The sequence below is a fragment of the Streptomyces sp. NPDC046870 genome (assembly GCF_040704595.1).
GTDB classification, from domain to species: Bacteria; Actinomycetota; Actinomycetes; order Streptomycetales; family Streptomycetaceae; genus Streptomyces; species Streptomyces argyrophylli.
The window spans coordinates 44,156-64,064 of record NZ_JBEYXM010000027.1 but is presented as its reverse complement, the minus strand read 5'-3'; the positions used below and the strand labels follow the sequence as shown (position 1 = coordinate 64,064).

Genomic DNA, 19,909 nt, shown 5'->3' with positions numbered 1-19,909 from the left:
TCACCCGGCGGCCCGGACCCGCCGCCACACACCGGGCGCCGCGCTGATCAGAACCGTCAGCACCACCGCGACCACCACCCCCTCCCACGGCTCGGCGAACAGCGAACCCCCGAGTATGCCGATCACCTGGTAGGTGGCCGCCCAGGCGAGACAGGCGGGCAGGTTCCCGCGCGCGAACCGCCTCAGCGGCCACTCCGCCATCAGACAGGCCAGCATCACCGGTATCCGCCCGGCCGGCACCAGCCGGGACAGCACCAGCACCGCGATCCCGTGCTCGGCCAGTTTCCCCCGCGCCTGCGCGAGCCGTTCCTCCGGCGCCCGCGACCGTATCGCCTCCAGCCACCGCGAGCCGTTCTTCGACCGCATCCCGCGCCGCCCCAGCCAGTACAGCGCCGCGTCCCCCAGGAACGCGGCCAGCGACGCCGTCAGGAACACCGACGCCAGCGAGAGCGGCGCCGTCTGATGGAACGCCACCACCGCAGCGGAACTCACCAGCGCGCCCGTCGGCACGACCGGCACCAGCGCCCCGATCAGCACCAGCAGGAACAACGACGGATAGCCCATCACCTGCTGCGCCGACCCGGGCGTCACCGCCCGCGACGCGTCGGCGAGCCACGTCACCGCGCGACCTCCAGCCGCACGCTCTCCCCGTGCCCCAGCTTGTGCACCGCCACCCCCGGCGCGGCCACCGCCGCCAGCCGCACGAACTCGTCACCCGGCGCGTGGAACTCGTGCGGGCGCACCGCGTCCATGCCGACCGGCCAGTACGTCCCGTAGTGCACCGGCACCGCCATCCGCGGCCCCAGCCGGGCCAGCGCGCGGGCCGCGCGGCCCGCGTCGAGATGGCCCTCCCCGAGATACGGCCCCCAGCCGCCCACCGGCAGCAGCGCCACGTCCACCGGCCCCACCCGCTCGGCCATGTCGTCGAACAGCCCGGTGTCCCCGGCGAAGTACGTCCGCGCCTCGCCCTCGACGACGTAGCCCAGCGCGGGCGAGCGGTGCGGACCCACCGGCAGCCGCCGCCCGTCGTGCAGCGCCGGCACCACCCGCACCAGCAGCTCGCCGATCCGCACCTCGTCCCCGGGGACGACCTCGGTGATCCGCAGCTGCCGCAGCCGGCGCAGACCGGGCACCGCCCGTGGTGCGCCCCGGGGCACGAGCAGGCGCGTGCCCGGTTCGAGACTGGCCAGCGACGGCAGGTGCAGATGGTCGGCGTGCAGGTGGGAGACGAGCGCGGCGTCCGCGCGGCGGGCCCCGGGGGGCGGCACCGCACCCCGGCGGCGCCGCAGGTGCGCCAGCCGCCGGGCGAACAGGGGGTCGGTCAGCAGGCGTACGTTCGCATCCTCCAGCGCACAGGTGGCGTGACCCCACCACGTGATCTCCACCGGCACCTTCTTCGCCTCCTTCACGCGACTCCCCGAAGCCTACGGGCAGGAGTAGGGTCGGCGGCGAAACCCGGAGGTGAGGGGGACGCCATGGGACAGCCGCGGGGTGCCTTCGGGGCGCTCACGACCGTGCGGGTCACCGCGATCGCCAGCCTCACGCCCCTGGAGGAGCTGGAGGCCGACCCCTTCCTGGTGGACTCGCGCAGCCAGCACGCGATGTGCGCCCGCTGGGCCGCCGAGCGCGGCCTGGTGGTCGCCCGGGAACTCCTCGTCGGCGGACTGCGTTTCGACCACTGCGCCCTCTGGGACGGGGTGCGGCCCGGGGTGGACGTGTTCGTCGCGCCCAGCCTCCGGGTGCTGCGCAGGGCCCTGTCGTCGGTGGAGGAGTTCACCGCCGAGTGCGCGCGGCGGGGCGTGCGCGTGGAGACGGTGGGGCGGGCCGAGCCGGCGTACGACGCGCAGATGAAGGCGCGGGTGCACCGCCGGCTGTCCATGCCGACGGCCGGCTACGACGGACGGTGACCCCGCCCCGGCCCCGCTCCCGATGACCCGCCGGGGCGGACGACCGCGCGTGTGACAAGGTGGAGCCGGGCTCGATCGGGCCGGTGAAGCGGGAGGAGGCCCCCCGGCCACAGGGCGGGGGAGGGCCGGGACGTGAGGTGTGCGGGGCGTGGGCGGGGTGCGGTGGCGACGGATCGCCAGTCAGGTCGGGCGCAGTATCGCCGTATGGGCGGTCTCCACGGTCACCATGCTGGTCCTCGCCGGGATCCTGCCCGACTTCCAGCTCCAGTCCGCCGACGGTGACAGCGCCACCCGCATCGCCGTGGCCGCCGCCTGCGGTGCCGGCGCCTTCGGCATCCTCTCGGCCGTGGTCTGGCCGCTCCTGGTCCGCCTGCTGCTGCTCGTCCCCGCCCTCGTCCTCGGCCTGCTGGTCTTCTTCCTCAACGGCTCGCTGCTGCTGCTCGCCCTGCGCATCAATCCCTCCGGGCGCGGCGAGGCCGCGCCCGAGACCGCCGTCATCGTGGCCGCCGTGATGTCCGCCGTCGCCTCCGCCACCGGCGCGGCCCTCGCCGTGCGCGACGACGAGACCTACCGGCGCCGCCTGCACCGCCTCGCCACCCGCAGCAGACGGGCCCACCCGCCCTGCCCCACCGCGCCCGGACTGCTGTGCGTGCAGCTCGACGGCGTCGGCCACGACGTCCTGGTCGACGCGGTCCGCAAGGGGCTGATGCCGACGGTGGGCCGCTGGCTGTCCGGCGGCGACGGCGTACGGCCGGCGAGCGGGGGCGAGCGCACACCGCCGGCGGACGGCACCCCGCGGCCGGCGGCCGGCCGGGTACGGCCCACCCACCGCCTCACGCCCTGGCGCACCGACTGGTCCAGCCAGACCGGCGCCAGCCAGCTCGGCATCCTGCACGGCAGCACCTTCGACGTGCCCGCGTTCCGCTGGTACGAGAAGGACCGGGGCGAGGTGATGGTCTGCAACCGGCCGACGAGCGCCGCCGAACTGCAGCGCCGGGCCGTCCGGCGCACCGGCGACGGCGGACTGCTCACCGCCGACGGCGCCAGCCGGGGCAACCTGTTCAGCGGCGGCGCCGGTGAGCAGGCCCTCGTCCTGTCGATCGCCACCCGTCGCCGCGGTCCGGCGAACCGTTCCCGCGCCGGGTACTTCGCCTACTTCCGCGACCCGGCGGGCGCCGTCCGCACCGCGCTGTCGTTCGTCGCCGAGGTGGGCCGCGAGATCGGCCAGTCCACCCGCGCCCGTCTGCGCGGAGAGCGCCCGCGCGTCGGCCGGGGCGGCCTCTACCCGTTCGTCCGCGCCTTCGCCACCGTCGTCGAACGGGACGTCGTCGTCGCCGCGGTCATGGGCGACATGCTCGCCGGCCGCACCGCCGTCTACGCCGACCTCGTCGCCTACGACGAGGTCGCCCACCACTCCGGCCCGCGCAGCCGCGACGCCGAGAAGGTCCTGCAACGCCTCGACCGTTCCCTCGCCCTCCTCGAACGGGTCGCCGAACACGCCCCGCGCCACTACCGGATCGTCGTCCTCTCCGACCACGGACAGAGCCCCGGCGAAACGTTCCGCGCCCGCTACGGCCTCACCCTCGGCGACCTGGTCCGGGCCGGCTGCGGACTGCCCGTCCCGCGCCGGGCCCAGCGCACCCGCAGCGGCGCCGAGGCCCGCGCCGCCGTCCGCGCCGCCCTGCGCCGGCCGGTCGAGGAGGAGGGCGAGCACCACCGCCCCTCCCGCCGCTCCGAGCCGATCGTGCTCGCCTCCGGCAACCTCGGCCTGATCTCCTTCCCGGACGTCCCGCACCGCATGACCAAGGAGGAGATCGACGCCCGCCACCCCGCCCTGCTCACCACCCTCGCCAACCACCCCGGCATCGGCTTCCTCCTCGTGCGCAGCGAGGAGCACGACGGCGTCGTCCTCGGCGCCTACGGTGCCGAGATACCCCTGGCCGAACTGGACGACGACGCCGGTCCGCTGGCCCGCTTCGGCCCCGGTGCCGCCGACGCCGTCCGCCGCACCCACTCCTTCCCGCACACCGCCGACATCATGGTGAACTCCGCCTACGACCCCGCCGACGGCGAAGTCCTCGCCTTCGAGGAACAGATCGGCTCGCACGGCGGGCTCGGCGGCGCCCAGTCCCACCCGTTCCTGCTCTCCCCGCACGAGCTGTCCGCGCCGGCCGGGGACGGGGAGGAACTGACCGGCGCCGAGCACGTCCACCACGTGCTGCGCCGCTGGCTGAGCGAGCTGGACGGGCCCCAGGTGCCGCTCACCGAGGCGGTGGAGGAGGAGCGGGCCGCCTGACGTCCGGCGGCGTCCGCGGGGACGTCACCTGCCGTTCACGCCCCGTGGACCGGTCTGCGGAGTGCGACGAGCCCGGATGTGATCGGATAGGGGCATCCGGGAACCCCGGAACCGCGACACTCGCGAAAGGAAGCATCGTGGCAACCACGCGCACCGCGCACACCGTCTGGGAAGGCAACCTGCTCGAAGGCAACGGCATCGTCACCTTCGACTCCTCCGGCATCGGCCAGCAGCCGGTCACGTGGGCCTCGCGCGCCCAGGACGCGAACGGCAAGACCAGCCCCGAGGAGCTGATCGCCGCCGCCCACTCCAGCTGCTTCTCCATGGCGCTCTCGCACGCCCTGGCCGGCGCCGGCACCCCGCCCACCCGGCTGGAGACCAACGCCGACGTCACCTTCCAGCCCGGCGAGGGCATCACCGGCATCCACCTCACCGTGCGCGGCGAGGTGCCCGGCCTGGACGCGGACGGCTTCCGGTCCGCCGCCGAGGACGCCAAGAAGAACTGCCCGGTCAGCCAGGCCCTGACCGGTACGACGATCACCCTGACGGCCGAACTGGCCTGACGCCCGCCAGGGTCTTTCGTTCGGATCAGGCCGGATCAGGGCGCGGTGCCAGGGCCCGCGAGCCCGGCATGATCCGAACGAGAGGCAGCCCTGGGCCCGGCTGCCGCGCCCCCGCCCGGGGGCGCGGCACACGGTCACGGGGGCGTACCGGCGGACGCGGCGGGCAGGGTGGCGCAGACCGCGCCCAGCACGCCCGCGTACGGCGTGCCGTAGTCGGTCAGCCGCGCGCGCAGCCGCTCCAGGCCGTCGCGGTACTCGCTCAGCAGGCCGGTGTCGCCGGTCCGCGCGGTGAACTCCAGCACCGCCGGCAGGAAGTCCGGCAGCTCCTCGCCGCTGCACTCCAGGCCGTGCCGGCGGTAGACGTCCTGGAAGCGGACCAGGGACGTCCCGTGCCGCCCGGTGCCGCCGTCGTGCCACCGGCTCAGGTACAGGCTGTGCCGGTTCCCCAGGTCGAAGACCCGTACGTAGTGCGCGGCCAGCTCCCGCCGTGGGGTGACGGCCGCGTGGTCGGTGAACGCACGCAGCTGCGGGGCGGCCTCGCGCAGCAGCGGAAGCCGGGCGATCAGGTCGTCGTCCGGGTAGGTCAGGCACAGCGCCGCCGCCTGGTAGAGCACCGCGTCCGAGGGCATCGGGCCTCCTTCGCGTCGTCGGCACGGACCCGCCGGCCCCGTCGGGGCCGCACCCCCCGCGGCACTACTCAGAACCTAGGGGCGGCCCCGGGAACGCACCCGTCCGCAGACCCGTACGGGTCACGCCGGACCGGGCCGCCCGGGACTCAGAGGCTCTCGCGATGCTCCCGCAGCAGCTTCAGCGTGCGCTGGGCGGACGCGGCCCGGGCCGTCATGTGGTCCAGCACCTCCAGGTGCGCGGCCACCTCCTGGCGCGAGTCCAGGTAGAGGGCGCCCGTCAGGTACTCGGTGAACACCATGTCCGGCAGCTCCGGCTCGGCGAACCGGAACAGCGTGAACGGCGCGTACGTACCGGGGTGCGGGCCCGCCGCGAACTCGGCGATCTGGAGCGTGACCCGGTCCCGCCCGGCGTACTCCAGCAGCCGGTCCAGCTGGTCCCGCAGCACCTCGGGCCGCATGCTCACCGGACGCCTGAGCACCGTCTCGTCCATGATGACCCACAGGTGGGGCGGGTCCTCCCGTTCCAGCAGCCGCTGCCGCTCCATGCGCAGCGACACGTGCCGTTCGACCGTCTCCGGCGAACTCTGCCCGATCGTCCCCGCCTCCAGCACCGCGCGCGCGTACTCCTCGGTCTGCAGCAGACCGGGCACGAAGTGCGGTTCGTAGGAGCGGATGACCCGGGCGGCGCCCTCCAGGCTGACGTACAGGCTGAACCAGTCCGGCAGCACGTCGTGGAACCGCTGCCACCAGCCCGGCTGGTTCGCCTCCTCGGCCAGCCGCACGAACGCGTCGGCCTCCTCCTCGGGCACCCCGTAGGTGGTCACCAGCACCTGGACGTAGGGGATCTTCAACGCGACCTCGGCCATCTCCATCCGCCGTACGGTCGCCGACGCCACCCGCAGGACCCGGGCGGCCTCCTCACGGCTGAGGCCCGCGGCCTCCCGCAGTTCCTGCAACCGTTTGCCCAGCACCACCTGGCCCACGGTGGGCGCAGCCCGCCGCTCACTCACCGCCACGCCCTCCCCTGCGCACCGATTTCACGCGGGGTGCAGTCTGTCACGTGAGTGCCGTCTCGCACACGTGCCCGAGGCAAGGATCCTTCAACCCGCGTGGGTGTGCAGGTACTTGGCGGTCGCCGGGTCCGCCGGCAGGAACGTCTCGATGGCGAGCTCGGCGACCGTGACGTCCATCGGGGTGTTGAACGTGGAGATCGAGGACACGAACGACAGGGTCCGCCCGGCGTGCTCGATGCGCAGCGGCAGCGCGAAGTACGGCACCGGCTCGGCCGGTTCGCCGCCGGCCGGCTCCTCGGGCACCGGATAGGCCGCCACCTCCTCGTACAGGGCGCGGAGCCGGTCCGAGCGGTGCAGGGCGATCTCCCGCTCCATCTGGGCCAGCAGATGCCCGCGCCACTCCCGCAGGTTCCGGATGCGCGGCGCCAGCCCCCGCGGGTGCAGGGTCAGCCGCATCGCGTTCGGCGCCGGGACCATCAGCTCCTCCGGCACGCCGTCCAGCAGCAGGGCGATGCCCCGGTTCGCGGCGACCACCGTGTACCCGGCGTCGACCACCAGCGCCGGATACGGCTCGTAGCCCCGGATGAGCCGCTCCATGCCGTCGCGCAGCGCGTCCAGCGCCGGGTCGTCCAGCGGGGTCTCCGGATAGCGTGGCGCGTAACCGGCCGCCAGCAGCAGGGCGTTGCGCTCCCGCACCGGCACGTCGAGCTGCTCGGCGAGCCGCAGCACCATCTCCTCGCTGGGCCGGGACCGGCCGGTCTCGACGAAGCTGATGTGCCGCGCGGAGGAGTCGGCGCGCAGCGCCAGGTCCAGCTGGGAGATCCGCCGCCGCTCCCGCCAGGCGCGCAACAGCGGGCCGACGCCCTTGCCCGTGACGGTGGAAGCGGTGGGGGCGGTGGGAGCGGACGCGGGGAGAGGCATGCCGCCGACCCTAGTCGAGCCCGGGGCGGGGGAACGAGCCGATCGCGCCCCGGACCGCGCCGGTGTGCCGGGCCCCGCGCCGGCGTGGCAGGCTGAACCCGTACCCGCCACGCCCCCGCAAGGGCACGCAGCGAAGGGAGCCCCGGCCATGGCCGTCGAACCGCTGTCGCAGAAGGAGATCGAGGACCGGCTGGCCGAACTGCCCGGCTGGTCGGTGGACGGCGACCGTCTCACCCGCTCCTACCGGCTGGGCTCCCACTTCGCGGCGGCGGCCCTCGTCGTGCACATCGCCGGCATCCAGGACGAGCTGGACCACCACTCCGACCTGACTCTCGCCTACAACACCGTCTCCCTCAGCGTGCACACCCACAGCGCGGGCGGCGCCGTCACCGCGAAGGACTTCGCCCTCGCCCGCAAGGTGGAGGACATCGCCCCAGGCCACGGAGCACACTGAACGATGTGCTCGACTACGACAAGGAAGCCGGCGCCTACGACGCCTCGCGCGGCGGCGAAGCCCGCGCCCACGAGGCCGCACAGGCCGTCCTCGGCCTGATACCCGAAGGTGCGGGCCGTCTCCTCGACGTCGCCTGCGGCACCGGGATCGTCACCCGGCGGCTCGCCGCCGCACGCCCGGGGCTGCGGGTGACCGGCGCGGACCTCAGCCCCGCCATGGTCCACAGGGCGTCGGCCCGGCTGCCCGGCGCGGTCGTACGGGCCGACAGCCGCCGACTGCCCTTCCGCAGCGCCGCGTTCGACGCGGTCACCAGCGTCTGGCTGCTGCACCTGCTGGACGATCCCGAGGACGTGAGCGCGGTCGTCGGCGAGTGCGCCCGCGTGCTGCGGCCCGGCGGGGTGTACGTCACCACGGTCGACAAGGCCGCCGCGCACGACGTCGGCAGCGACATCGACACCGTCCTCGCCGCCCGCCCGCGCCGTCCCGCCGCCGACGCCCCGCGAGCCGTCACCGCCCACGCCACCCGGCACGGACTCGCACCCGCCGGACACGGCTCCTTCCGCGGCGCCGGGCAGGGCCGCAGCCCCCGCACCACCATCGCGGACCTGCGCCGCGGCTGGTTCACCCTGCTGCCGCCCGGGGAGCCGCGCACCGAGGAGTTCGCCGCCCGCCTGGCCGCACTCCCCGACCAGGACCGCCCGCGCCCCGACCCGCGCTTCAGCCTGAGAGCCTTCCGCAAGCCGGCGCCGGCTTCTCCCGGGACACCGTGAACCGGACGCGCGTCCTGCCAACCTCAGCGCAACGAGCGCCCCTCGGAGCCCGGTTGACCCAGCTGCGAGGCGAGGACCGCGGCCTGGACCCGGCGCTGCACGCCCAGTTTGGCCAGCAGGCGCGAGATGTGGTTCTTGACGGTCTTCTCCGACAGGTAGAGCCGCTTGCCGATCTCACGGTTGGTCAGCCCGTCCCCGATCAGCGCCAGGATGTCCCGTTCGCGCGGTGACAGGCCCGCCAACTCGGGCGGCAGCGACGGGTTGCCGGCCGGACCGGCCCGCAGGGAGCGCATCAGCCGGGCCGTGGTCGCCGGGTCCAGCATCGACTGGCCGGAGGCCACGGTGCGGACCGCCGACACCAGGTCGGAGCCCTTGATCTGTTTGAGGACGTAACCGGAGGCCCCGGCCATGATGGCGTCCAGCAGGGCGTCCTCGTCGTCGAACGAGGTGAGCATCAGGCAGGCCAGTCCCGGCATCCGGTCGCGCAGCTCCCGGCAGACCGAGATGCCGTCGCCGTCGGGCAGACGTACGTCGAGCACGGCGACGTGCGGGCGCAGGGCGGGACCGCGGGCGAGCGCGTGCCCGGCGGTGCCCGCGTCACCGACCACACGGATGTCCGGCTCGGTGCCGAGCAGGTCGGCCAGACCGCGCCGGACCACCTCGTGGTCGTCCACCAGGAAGACCCGGATCGGGTCCTGCTCCGTGAAGGTGCGTTTCTCGGGCATGGTGACCTCTTCTTCCCGGGGCGGGCGGGCTGCGGACCGTCCCTGAGCCCGATCATGACCCGCCGGTGCCGTACGCACCAGGGCCGACCGGCCCCACTCGCCCCGGCGCGCCGTGCGGGCCCCGGAGCCGGGGCCCCACCTCGAAGACGCCCGCGAGGCCCGTCACGCGCAGCATGCGCAGGAAGCGGGCGCTGTCCGTGACCAGGCGCAGCCGGCCGCCCCGGGTGAGGACGCGGTTGCGCGCCCGGCACAGCACACCCAGCCCGGCGCAGTCGATGAACTCGGTCGGCCGCAGGTCCAGGACCAGATCGGGGCGCGGACGGGCGGTGAGCGCGTCGAGCCGTGCCGCCAGGGCGGGCGCGGTCAGCAGGTCGATCTCCCCGCGCAGGGCCACCACCGTGGGGCCGTCCTCGTGCGCCGGTGCCGCGGCGGGCCCGGCGAGGAGTGCCGGCGCGGGCGGCTCGTGGTTCTCGGGCATGACACCCAGCGAACCGGCCGCACCCGCGCCCCGGAAGGGCCGAACGGCCCTGACCCCGGCCCCCGTACCGGCCGCCACTCTCGCCGAGGGCCGTCCGTGCCGCCAGGGCCGTACGGCCCCCGACCGGCGGCCGTCGGTCCTGGTCGCGGCCGGTGGGCGGGGGCCGGAACCGCGCGCCGCCCCCGGTGCCGGACCGGATACCGTGGAGACGACCCGTCGGCGCCGGGCCGGCGCGGCGAGGGGGACCTGGAGGCATGTGGTGGACCGCCCGGAGGAGCCCCGCGTACGCCTGCCGCAGCTGAGGCTGGACGAACTGCTGGAGGAACTTCAGGCCCGGATCGACGCGGCACGGGGCACCCGCGACCGGGTGCACAGCCTCCTGGAGGCGGTCCTCTCCGTCGGCCGCGAGCTGGAGCTGGAACAGGCGCTCCGCTCCATCGTGGAGGCCGCGGCCGTGCTCGTGGACGCCGAGTACGCCGCCCTCGGCGTCATCGGACCCGACGGCAGGACCCTGTCGGCGTTCCACACCGTCGGCGTGTCCGAGGCGGAGATCGCCGTGATCGGCCCGTACCCGCAGGGCCACGGCATCCTCGGCGAGCTGATCCGCCACCCCGCACCACTGCGCCTGCCGAAGCTCTCCGAGCACCCCGCCTCGTACGGCTTCCCGCCCGGCCATCCGCCGATGAACAGCTTCCTCGGCGTCCCGATCCGCGTGCGTGACCAGGTCTTCGGCAATCTCTACCTGACCGAGAAGCGCGGGGGCGCGGACTTCGACGAGGAGGACGAGTCGGTGCTGTCGACGCTCGCCGTCGCCGCCGGCGTGGCGATCGACAACGCCCGCCTGTACGAGGAGTCCCGGCTGCGCGAGCGCTGGCTGCTGGCGCAGGCGGAGATCGGCCACCGTCTGATGTCCGGCAGCGAGCGCGCGGAGGCGCTGGAACTGATCGCGGAGCGCGCCCGGGAGATCACGGGGTCGGCCCTGGCGGCGGTGGCGCTGCCCATGGCGGGCACCGGCTCGCTCTCCGTGGAGATCGCCGTGGGCGCGGAGGCGGAGGCACACCGCGGGCTCGTGCTGCCCCCGCAGGACGGCCTGATGGGCCTGGCCTTCTCCGCCGCGGCCCCGGTCACCAGCGACCACGTCGGCCACGACACCCGGATCGCGTCCGAACCCCCGCGCTTCGGCGGTCTCGGCCCCGCCGTGGCGGTTCCCATCGGCACGGGGGAGGGCGGGGTGCGCGGGGTGGTCCTGGTGGCCCGCGAGGCGGGGCGGCCGGTCTTCCTGGCGAAGGAGACCGAGATGCTCCAGGGGTTCGCCGCCCAGGCCGCGATCGCCATGGAACTGGCCGAGCGCCGGCGGGACGCCCAGCAGATCGCGGTGCTGGAGGACCGCGACCGGATCGCCCGGGACCTGCACGACCTCGCCATCCAGCGGCTGTTCGCGACCGGGATGACCCTGCAGAGCGCGGGCCGCTTCATCGAGCACCCCGAGGCCGCCGAGCGGGTCCTGCGGGCCGTGGACGACCTCGACGAGACCATCAAGATCATCAGATCGACGATCTTCGGGCTGCGGACCCGTTCGGGCGCCGCGAGCGGCGGCGGGCTGCGGGCCAGGGTCGTGCGCACGGTGGGCGAGGCGGCCCCCGTCCTGGGCCTCACGCCCAGCCTGCGCATGGAGGGCCTGGTGGACACGGACGTACCGCCCGAGGTCGCCGACCACGTCATGGCGGTGCTCTCCGAGGCCCTCACCAACATCGCCCGGCACGCGCGCGCCGACCGCGCCCGGGTGGTCCTGACGACCGACGGCCGCGAGGTGTGCCTGACCGTCTCGGACAACGGCGTGGGCATCGCACCCGACGGCCGCCGCAGCGGGCTGCGCAACATGGCCGAGCGCGCGGCGGAGCTCGGCGGCAGCCTGGAACTGGCCCGCCCCGACGCCGGCGGCACCACGCTGAGCTGGCGGGTCCCGCTGCCCGGCCGGTGACGGCCCGCGGCCCGCGGACAGGACACCCGGGCCGTTCTCGGCCGTCCCCCGCCCCGGACGGAACGGCGGGGGTACGGCGGTCAGGCCGGACCACCGCTGCCGTACGGGGCGTAGAGATCGAGCAGCCGGACCCGGGAGGCGTGCAGCCGCTGAGCGGCCACCCGCCCCACCCAGGTCGCGATCGCCCGGCCGAACGCGGGGTCCGCCGCGCACAGCGCGCGCACGGCGCAGGCGTCGAACTCCCACGCCCGCACCGGGCTCGTCGCCTCGGCGCCGAGGTGCCAGAGGTACGGCGGGAAGTGCCAGGACCAGCCGATCAGTTCCCCGTGCCCGAGGGTCTCGATGACGGCGGGCCGGCGGCCGGGCACACGCAGGTCCAGGGCGACGGTGCCGGTGCGCACGATCCAGAAGCGGTCGGCGCGCCGGCCCTCCTCGAACAGGCGGGTGCCGGCCTCGAAGGCGGCCTCGCGGGCGAGGCGCATCAGCGGGGGGCGCTGCTCGGCCGGCAGCGCTCGGGACATGACGGTGGCGGAGGTCATCGCGGAGGCTCCCTTCCTCGCTCCCGCCTCCAGGCTGGCCGCGCCCGCCGCCCGTCACCAGGGGCCGCACGGACCCGGACGGGGGCCGTCAGGCCCCGGCACGACAGGACGGGAAGGGCGTCACCCGCTTCTCGCGGATCAGGATTGCGCGGTGCGCGGCTGCCGGCCGCTTCCCCGCGTCTGCAACGCGTCCTTCCCGTCACCACCAGGACACCACGGGAACCACCGTCGCACCAGTGCCGCGGGGTCAGCCGGTCGCGCAGGCCCGGCCGTCCAGGGTGAACGCCGTTGGACCGGTGTTCGCGCCCGACCAGTTGCCTGTGAAGCCGAAGGCGACCGAGGAGCCCGCCGTCACGGTGCCGTTCCAGCTCACGTTCTTCGCCGTCACCGCCGGCCCCGACTGCGTGTGGTCGGCGTTCCACAGGTGCGTGATCCTCTGGCCGTCCGGGAACGTCCAGCCGAGGGACCAGCCGTTCCAGGCCGTCGTGCCGGTGTTGGTCAGCCGTACGTCGGCCTGGAAGCCGCCGGCCCACTGGCCGGTGATCTCGTAGGTGACCGTGCAGGCGCCGGACGGAGGCGGATGCGTACCGCCGCCGCTCCCGCCGTCGCCGGGGCCGGAGGTGTCGCCGTAGACGACGCCCCGGCCGTTGGTCGCGACGTACACCCGGCCGAACACCCGCGGGTCGCCGGTGATCGCCGCGCCCGTCCGGCCCCACTGGTGGGCGTCGTCGTTGACGCGGGTCCAGCTCGCCCCCTGGTCCGTGGAGCGGAAGATGCCGCGCACTCCGGCGATCTTCGCGCTGGTGTAGAGCGTCTGGTACGACGCTCCCGGCGCGGCCTTGCCGAAGCCGATCGTGTCGGCCTGCTCGACGTTCGGCAGCCGGGCGAAGCTCGCGCCGCCGTCCGTGGAGTGCCACAGGCCGTACGCGCCGTCCGTCGCCCCGCCGGCCAGCCAGATGTCGCCCTTCGTGCCGGGCAGCGCCTTGAAGCGCACGCTGTCCCCGGCCGGCAGGCCCGCCGCTGAGGACGCCGTGAAGGTCGCGCCGCCGTCCGTGCTGACGTAGAACGTGCCGGACCTGAAGCCGTAGAAGGTCCTGGGGTCGACGCGGTCCGACTCGACGAGCGCGCCCGCCGGGATGCCGCTCGACGCCGACCAGGAGGTGCCGAAGCCCGTCGCGTACCGCACGCCCGTACCGGCCGGGCTCCACACGAACCGGCTGCCGTCCGCCGCCGCGGCCACCGTGCCGCCGCCCGAGACGCCCGGGGGGTCGGTCCCCGCGAACCAGTGGGCGCCGTTGTCCGTGGAGAACGCGATGTGCGGGCCCGGGGCCAGGTCACCTGCCCGGACCACCGTCGCGGGGTCCGTCTCGGCGAAGTCCAGGCTCGTGGTCGTCGTGAAGGTGGGGGAGGTGTACATCATCGACGGCACCTCGGTGAGGTCCGTGTGCCGGAAACCGCCGATGTCGCCGAGCGCGCTGAACAGCCGGGCGTCACCGGAGGGCGGCGCCGCGAGGTCGTTGACCGCCGTCTCCTCCAGGCCCCGCACCATCGGCTTCACCGTGAACCGGCCGCCGCTGTCCCATTCGGTGAGGTTCTCGGTGCCGTAGAGCGTGGCGCCCGTCCCGTACATCATCCGGGAGGAGTCGAACGGGTCGATCTCCAGGGCCTCCGTCATCCACCCCAGTTTCGGCGTCTGTTCGGGCGGGGAGGGGTTCGCACCGAAGGTCAGCCAGGGGGAGGAGGACACGTCGATGGTGTACCGGTTCGAGCGGTCCGGGTACGACGTGTAGTCCCAGGCCTTCGTCCAGGTGGCGCCGCTGTCGGTGGAGCGGAAGAGCTGGGTGTCCGGCCACCAGGAGCTGTACGCGGTCGCCATCACGGTGGACGGGTGCCGGCGGTCGACCGTCAGCCCGCTGAAGCCGTAGGAGGTGTCCGCCTCCGCGACCGGGCTGATGTCCGTCCAGGTGCCGGTGGCCGTCGCGTACCGCCACAGCCGCCCCTTGCCGCCGTCGTAGGGACCGCCCTTGTCGCTGTAGGCGAGGTACAGGAACCCGTTCTCCGCGTCCAGCACGCCCTTGTGCGCGAGGTACCCGGTCGGCTGGCCGGCCAGCCGCGTCCAGGTGGCGCCCGCGTCCGTCGAGCGGTAGACCGCGTTGTCCTGGTCGGCTACCCCGACGTAGACGGTCTTCGTCGCGCTCCCGGAGGTCCCCGTGGACTCGTCGAAGGTGACCCAGACGATGCCCTGGTTGTCGCTCGCGTACCCGCTCGTGTCGCTCGGGTCCTGCCGGTAGGTGCCGGGGTTGGGGAAGCTGGTCACCTGCGACCAGGTCGCCCCCGAGTCCGTCGACCGCCACAGGCCCCTGCCGCTGGGCGCGCCCAGGTACAGCACGCTGTCGCGGTTCGGGTCGACCGCCAGCCGCTCGCCCATGCCCCGGCCGGGCATGTTGCCGCCCAGCTTGAAGGGCAGGTCGGCCTTGCGCCAGCTCGCGCCCCGGTCGGCGGAGCGCAGCACCGCGCCGTTCGTCGGGTCCCAGCTGTTGGTGTACGTCCCGACGGCCGCGTACACCTTGTCGGGGTCGACCGGGTCGGAGGCCAGGCTCACCACGCCGGTGTGGCCCCATGCGTTCCAGCCGACCGAGTCCAGCAGCGGCGTCCACGTCTTCGTCCGCTCCTGCCAGCGGTAGGCGCCGCCGATGTCGGTGCGGGCGTAGACCAGGTCCTTCTCGGAGCGGTTGAAGACGATCCCGGGGACGAAGCCGCCGCCGTCGATCCGGGCGTTCTTCCAGGTGTAGGTGTCCGCCGCGAGGGCCGTGCGCGGGGCGGGGCCGGCGAGTGCGGGCGGGGTGCCGGACAGCAGGCCGGCGGCGAGGGCCAGCACGGCGGTGAGGATGCGGGTTCTCCGCATGGCGGGGGTCCTCTCATGACAGGGGGGCGGCCCCCGGTGCGCGTGGGGGCCGCCCCAGAAGAGGTGCCGGTCTATTCCAGGAGCTCCGCGTACGAGCCCATGGCCAGGGCGATGTCCGCCTGGGCCCAGAAGCGGTGGTACGTGAACACGGGCGCGGCGCCGCCCTTGAGGTAGGCCTCGACCTTCGACCAGTTCGGGTCGCTCTTGTAGAAGGACCGCAGCGAGGCGAACGTGGACGACGCGTTGATCGCGTCGCCGTTCGGCATCGTGCCGGTCCAGCCGTTCGGCACGTAGACGCTGTCGCCGAACCGGCTGTAGTCGGTGCGGGTCTCCGGGACGGCGATGCCGAGGCTGTCCTGGTAGTTGTTCCACATGCCGTCCAGCAGCGCCTTCGCCGTGGACTTGGCGGTGGCGTCACCGGACTTGGCGGCGTAGTACGTCAGCGTCTTGGCGTAGGCGGCGGCCACGCCCACGTCGTCGGTGTAGTCCGCGACGGTGACGTGCAGTGAGCTGTTGCTGCCGGGACTCGACGCGTTCCAGGTGTCGGGCTGTCCCGACCACTGGAGGGTGGAGGGGATGCGGTAGGTGCCGTCCGGGTTGATCGTGGTCTTGGACAGCGCCCACTTGACCCACTTGTCGAGGATCGCCTTCGCCGAGGCGTTCCCGGTCTGCTGGTAGTACTCGGCGACCCGTTCCATCGACCACGCCTGGAACCCGAACCACTGGTTGGACGGCGGGTCGTGATAGACGGGCTGCCAGTCGTAGTACATGCCGTAGAAGGTGGACGCGCCGGCCGGCGGGGCGGCGTACCGGCCCTGCCAGCTGTTGGTCGCTCCGCCCGCGATGGCGCCCTCGGACGACTGGAGCCACTGGTAGAACTCCAGCTGCCGCTGGAGGGACTTGCCCCAGTCCGTCGCGCCCGTCGCCGACTTGGGCTTCAGATCGGCGACCGAGCTGAGCGCGTACGCGGCGAGGGGGTTCTGGTAGCCCCCGTGGACATGGCTGGAGCCGATCCGCCAGGCCCAGCCGGCGGAGGTGTCGGTGGCGCCGCCCCAGGCGTAGTACCAGGACAGCAGGTAGTGCGAGGCGTCCTTGCCGGTGCCGGCCGGGCAGGACGGGCTCGTGCAGTTGCCGATCTTCTTGAAGTACTTGTCGTACATCGCGTACCGCAGGTAGTCGCCCATCTTGGCGGCCTTGGCGACCGTCGCGGACACGTCGGCGCTCCTGCCCTGCGCCTTCGCCCACACGTCCGCCCAGTACGCGGCCTGCACGGCGCGGGAGTCCGCGTCCGGGGCGTCGGTGTACTTCCACTGCCTGGCGTAGGAGGAGTCGCCGGTGAACAGGTCCAGGTAGCCGTTCTTGCCGCCGTACTTGAAGGCGTCGCAGGTCGGCTGCGGGACCGTCTCCCAGACGGACTCCTGGGAGCCGCGCTGGAAGGTGTTGATGTACGACGGCCCGGTGGCCGTCGGACCGGCCTCGCACTTGCCGGGCTCGTTGCCGTAGCCGTAGACGTTGTCCACGTCCTGGATCCAGTGCATGCCGTAGACGTCGTCCGTGCCGTACGCCGACTTCAGCTCACCGGCGATCGGGTCCGGGCCGACCGGCACCGACGAGTCGAGTTTCGCCGGGTACTCGTTCGGGGTGTCCAGCTCGGGCGCGTACGTGGCCGGCTTGGAGGCGTTGTAGGAGGAGTTCGTCGGCTGGTCGGCGTGGGTGGGGATCATGTACTTCTCCATGATGTCCCACGCGCCGTTGAACTTCGACCAGTCGCCGGTCACCTTGCCGTACATCGCCTGGAGCCACAGCAGATAGCTGTACGCCTCCGAGGTGGTCTCGTGACCCTGGTCCGGGGCCTCGACGATCAGCGTCTCCACCGAGTGGTACGGGATGCCCTCGGGGGAGAAGTAGCCGTTCGCCGGGCTGGTGATCTTCCCGTACAGGTCGAGGAAGCGGGCGTCGTACGCCTTCGACGCCGGCAGCTCCGTGACCGTGACCGTCGCCTTGGTGTGGCCGGTGGCCGACGCGGTGAAGGTCGCGCTGCCGGTGCCGGAGGAGTCCGCCGTCACGGTCACCGTCTGCGCGGTGTTCCAGTTCGACGGGGTGAAGGTCAGCGAGGAGCCACCCGTCACGGACAGGCCGGTGTTGCCGCTCGTGCGGCTCGTGCTCACCGTGACGTTCGCGCTCGGCTGCGTCGACAGCTTCACCGAGAACGTACCCGACTTGCCTTGCTGGACGCCGAGTTGGGACGGCGAGGCGACGACGGCGGGCCCGGAGGCGACCGTGATGCCGACCGGGGTGGAGGCGGCGGACGCGCCCAGGCTGTCGTACGCCTTCGCCACCAGGGAATGACTGCCCACGGTCAAACTGGAGGTCGAGAGCGAGTACGGCGCGCTGGTGTCCGTGCCCAGCAGCGTGGTGTCGTCGTAGAACTCCACCTTGTCGATGGCCGCGTTGTCGGCCGCCGCCGCGGTCGCGGCCAGCGGCACCGTCTCGCCCTGCGAGTACACCGCGCCCGCGCTCGGGCTGGTCAGCACGGTCACCGGCGGCTGGTGCGCGCCGGCGCAGGTGGTGCCGTTGACGGCGAAGGAGGTGGGGGCGGCGTTGGAGCCGCTGTAGGTGAACTGGGCGCCGGTGGAGACGGCGGCCCCCGTCGCGATCGTGCCGTTGTACGAGGCGTTCTTCACGGTGACCGTCTGGCCCGACTGGGACCAGGTGCCGTTCCAGCCGTTGGAGAGCTTCTGGTTGCCGGTGTAGGCGTACGTCAGCGTCCAGCCGTTGATGGCGTCGGTACCGCGGTTGGTGATCGTGAGGTCGGCGGTGAAGCCGGAACCCCAGTCGTTGGTCTTGTAGTCGACGCTGCACTGCACGGACGCCGCGTGCGCGGCCGGGGTGCCGGTGGCGAGCATCGTCAAAGGCAGGGCGAACGCGGCGGCCGCCGCGGTCCACAGCCGGCGCACGGCTCTTCTCTTACGTCCGGGATCCATGTGCTGGTTCCTCCTTGCGGGCGTGCGGCTCGGGGGAGGTCAAGGCTTGAACCAGTGGGAGCGCTCCCATAGTGGGGACGGGGCCCGGAGCGGTCAAGGTGTTCGAAGAGTCGAAAAGATTCGAGGGGGCCGGTCGAGGAAAAGTCGAGCGGCTCCTCTGGGCAGACCGGCCGCTTGGCGCTACCTTCACTCGCACCAGTGGGAGCGGTTCCGTTCAGTCGACGCGTCCGTCACGGCGCGCCAAGCTGCAAGGAGTCGCTCATGCGACACCCCCCGCGTTCAGTACTTTTAGCCGCCACCGGTGCGGTCGCGCTCGTCGGGAGCGTGGTCGTGCCGGTGGCGGCGGCCCAGGGAGCCACGCCCGCCTGCACGGTGGAGTACACCGTGACCAGCCAGTGGGACAGCGGCTTCCAGGGCTCGGTGAAGGTCACCAACAACCGCACCGCGCTGAGCGGTTGGAAGCTCACCTTCGACTTCGCCGGCGGTCAGAAGGTCGGCCAGGGCTGGAACGCCAGGTGGTCCCAGTCCGGCAGCACCGTCACCGCGGCCGGCGAGGACTGGAACGGCACGCTCGGCACCGGCGCGAGCGTCAGCGCCGGCTTCCTCGCCTCCTGGTCGGGGAGCAACCCCGCGCCGGCCGTGTTCCAGCTCAACGGCACGACCTGCAACGTCGACTCGGAGCCGACCACACCGCCGCCGACGACCCCGCCGCCGTCCGGCGGTACCCCGCCCGCGCTGCGGGTCCTGGGCAACAAGCTCGTGGACGCCGGCGGCAGCACCCGCCGTCTGCTCGGCGTCAACCGCTCCGGCGGCGAGCTCATGTGCGTGCAGGGCCACGGCATCTGGGACGGACCGGTGGACGACGCGGCGGTCGAGGCGATCGCCGACTGGAAGGCCGACGCGGTCCGCATCCCGCTCAACGAGGAGTGCTGGCTGGGCCTGTCCAACGTCAAGCCCGAGTACGGCGGCGCCCACTACATCGCCGCCGTCAAGGAACTGGTGGACCGCGTCGAGGCGCACGGCATGACCCCGGTCCTCGAACTGCACTGGTCCTACGGCCAGTACACCGGGAACTCGGCCGGCTGCACCGACGTGCACGCCACCTGCCAGAAGCCGATGCCCGACATGCGGTACTCCCCGTCGTTCTGGTCGTCGGTGGCCGGCACCTTCAAGGACGACCAGGCGGCGGTGTTCGACCTGTTCAACGAGCCGTATCCGGACCGGGCGGCCTCCAGTGCCACGGACGCCTGGACGTGCTGGCGGGACGGGGGCACCTGCCCCGGCATCCCCTACGAGGTCGCCGGCATGCAGGACCTCGTGGACAGCGTCCGGGCCACCGGCGCCAGGAACGTCATCATGGCCGGCGGCCTGGCGTACTCGAACGACCTCAGCCAGTGGAACGCGTACAGGCCCACCGATCCGGCGGGCAATCTCGCCGCCGCGTACCACGTCTACAACTTCAACTCCTGCGCGAGCGAGAGCTGCTGGAACTCCACCCTCGCCCCGGTGGCCGCCCAGGTGCCCCTGGTGGCCGGGGAGATCGGCGAGAACACCTGCTCGCACGGGTTCACCGACCGGGTCGTGAAGTGGTTCGACGACCACGACCTGTCCTACCTCGGCTGGACCTGGAACACCTGGGACTGCTCCTCCGGGCCGTCCCTGATCTCCGCCTACGACGGCACTCCCACCGCGTACGGCGCCGGGCTGCGCGACCACCTGCGCGCCCTCAACCCGTAGATCCCAC

General features: G+C 73.4%; 17 protein-coding genes. 7 read left to right on the top strand and 10 right to left on the bottom strand.

The features are described from left to right. Positions 1 to 621: a VTT domain-containing protein gene (locus AB0946_RS35415; RefSeq protein ID WP_366764808.1), complete on the bottom strand. Its 621-nt coding sequence runs from the start codon at positions 619 to 621 to the stop codon at positions 1 to 3. Further along, a complete protein-coding gene (locus AB0946_RS35410) occupies positions 618 to 1,391 on the bottom strand; it encodes an MBL fold metallo-hydrolase (RefSeq protein WP_366764851.1) in 774 nt (257 codons plus the stop codon). The genes AB0946_RS35415 and AB0946_RS35410 overlap by 4 nt, the downstream gene beginning before the upstream one ends. An 84-nt stretch (positions 1,392 to 1,475) precedes the next feature. On the opposite strand from AB0946_RS35410, the gene AB0946_RS35405 reads away from it, so the two are divergent. The 3 genes from AB0946_RS35405 (at position 1,476) to AB0946_RS35395 (ending at position 4,766) form a co-directional block, all read left to right on the top strand. Continuing rightward, positions 1,476 to 1,907, top strand: coding sequence for a hypothetical protein (locus AB0946_RS35405; RefSeq protein WP_171151089.1), 432 nt, complete (start codon positions 1,476 to 1,478; stop codon positions 1,905 to 1,907). Between the two features lie 148 nt (positions 1,908 to 2,055). Beyond that, positions 2,056 to 4,203: a phage holin family protein gene (locus tag AB0946_RS35400; RefSeq protein WP_366764807.1), complete on the top strand. Its 2,148-nt coding sequence runs from the start codon at positions 2,056 to 2,058 to the stop codon at positions 4,201 to 4,203. A 137-nt stretch (positions 4,204 to 4,340) separates the two neighbouring features. Next, positions 4,341 to 4,766 carry an OsmC family protein gene (locus AB0946_RS35395; RefSeq protein ID WP_014676038.1) on the top strand — a complete coding sequence of 142 codons (426 nt, stop codon included), beginning with the start codon at positions 4,341 to 4,343 and terminating at the stop codon, positions 4,764 to 4,766. Positions 4,767 to 4,900: 134 nt separating this feature from the next. Here AB0946_RS35395 and narJ read toward each other — a convergent pair whose 3' ends face one another. From narJ to AB0946_RS35380, 3 genes are all read right to left on the bottom strand, one after another. Continuing rightward, complete coding sequence (gene narJ, locus AB0946_RS35390; RefSeq protein ID WP_366764806.1) at positions 4,901 to 5,395, bottom strand: nitrate reductase molybdenum cofactor assembly chaperone; 495 nt, start codon at positions 5,393 to 5,395, stop codon at positions 4,901 to 4,903. 146 nt (positions 5,396 to 5,541) lie between these two features. Continuing rightward, positions 5,542 to 6,405, bottom strand: coding sequence for a helix-turn-helix transcriptional regulator (locus tag AB0946_RS35385; RefSeq protein WP_366764805.1), 864 nt, complete (start codon positions 6,403 to 6,405; stop codon positions 5,542 to 5,544). Between the two features lie 90 nt (positions 6,406 to 6,495). Then, complete coding sequence (locus tag AB0946_RS35380) at positions 6,496 to 7,329, bottom strand: helix-turn-helix transcriptional regulator (RefSeq protein WP_366764804.1); 834 nt, start codon at positions 7,327 to 7,329, stop codon at positions 6,496 to 6,498. 148 nt (positions 7,330 to 7,477) lie between these two features. Between AB0946_RS35380 and AB0946_RS35375 the strand changes: the two genes are divergently transcribed. After that, positions 7,478 to 7,783 carry a 4a-hydroxytetrahydrobiopterin dehydratase gene (locus AB0946_RS35375; RefSeq protein ID WP_366764803.1) on the top strand — a complete coding sequence of 102 codons (306 nt, stop codon included), beginning with the start codon at positions 7,478 to 7,480 and terminating at the stop codon, positions 7,781 to 7,783. Positions 7,784 to 7,788: 5 nt separating this feature from the next. Further along, on the top strand, positions 7,789 to 8,553 hold the full coding sequence (locus AB0946_RS35370; RefSeq protein WP_366764802.1) for a class I SAM-dependent methyltransferase: 765 nt from the start codon (positions 7,789 to 7,791) through the stop codon (positions 8,551 to 8,553). Positions 8,554 to 8,576: 23 nt separating this feature from the next. On the opposite strand, the gene AB0946_RS35365 is transcribed toward AB0946_RS35370, so the two are convergent. Then, a complete protein-coding gene (locus tag AB0946_RS35365) occupies positions 8,577 to 9,278 on the bottom strand; it encodes a response regulator transcription factor (RefSeq protein ID WP_366764801.1) in 702 nt (233 codons plus the stop codon). A 52-nt stretch (positions 9,279 to 9,330) separates the two neighbouring features. Further along, a complete protein-coding gene (locus AB0946_RS35360; RefSeq protein WP_366764800.1) occupies positions 9,331 to 9,756 on the bottom strand; it encodes an STAS domain-containing protein in 426 nt (141 codons plus the stop codon). Between the two features lie 259 nt (positions 9,757 to 10,015). Between AB0946_RS35360 and AB0946_RS35355 the strand changes: the two genes are divergently transcribed. Next, positions 10,016 to 11,737, top strand: a complete 1,722-nt coding sequence (locus tag AB0946_RS35355; RefSeq protein WP_366764799.1) for a GAF domain-containing protein — start codon at positions 10,016 to 10,018, stop codon at positions 11,735 to 11,737. An 80-nt stretch (positions 11,738 to 11,817) separates the two neighbouring features. Here the strand turns inward: AB0946_RS35355 and AB0946_RS35350 are convergent, their stop codons facing one another. The 3 genes from AB0946_RS35350 to AB0946_RS35340 all read right to left on the bottom strand — a co-directional run bounded on the left by AB0946_RS35350 (position 11,818) and on the right by AB0946_RS35340 (position 18,165). Next, on the bottom strand, positions 11,818 to 12,276 hold the full coding sequence (locus AB0946_RS35350) for a cyclic nucleotide-binding domain-containing protein (protein ID WP_366764798.1): 459 nt from the start codon (positions 12,274 to 12,276) through the stop codon (positions 11,818 to 11,820). A 247-nt stretch (positions 12,277 to 12,523) separates the two neighbouring features. Continuing rightward, positions 12,524 to 15,181 (bottom strand): cellulose binding domain-containing protein, encoded by a 2,658-nt coding sequence (locus AB0946_RS35345; RefSeq protein ID WP_366764797.1) that lies wholly within the window; start codon positions 15,179 to 15,181, stop codon positions 12,524 to 12,526. A gap of 71 nt (positions 15,182 to 15,252) precedes the next feature. Beyond that, positions 15,253 to 18,165, bottom strand: coding sequence for a glycoside hydrolase family 48 protein (locus tag AB0946_RS35340; RefSeq protein ID WP_366764796.1), 2,913 nt, complete (start codon positions 18,163 to 18,165; stop codon positions 15,253 to 15,255). Positions 18,166 to 18,426: 261 nt separating this feature from the next. Between AB0946_RS35340 and AB0946_RS35335 the strand changes: the two genes are divergently transcribed. Next, on the top strand, positions 18,427 to 19,902 hold the full coding sequence (locus AB0946_RS35335; RefSeq protein WP_366764795.1) for a cellulose binding domain-containing protein: 1,476 nt from the start codon (positions 18,427 to 18,429) through the stop codon (positions 19,900 to 19,902). The last annotated feature ends 7 nt before the right edge of the window (positions 19,903 to 19,909 follow it).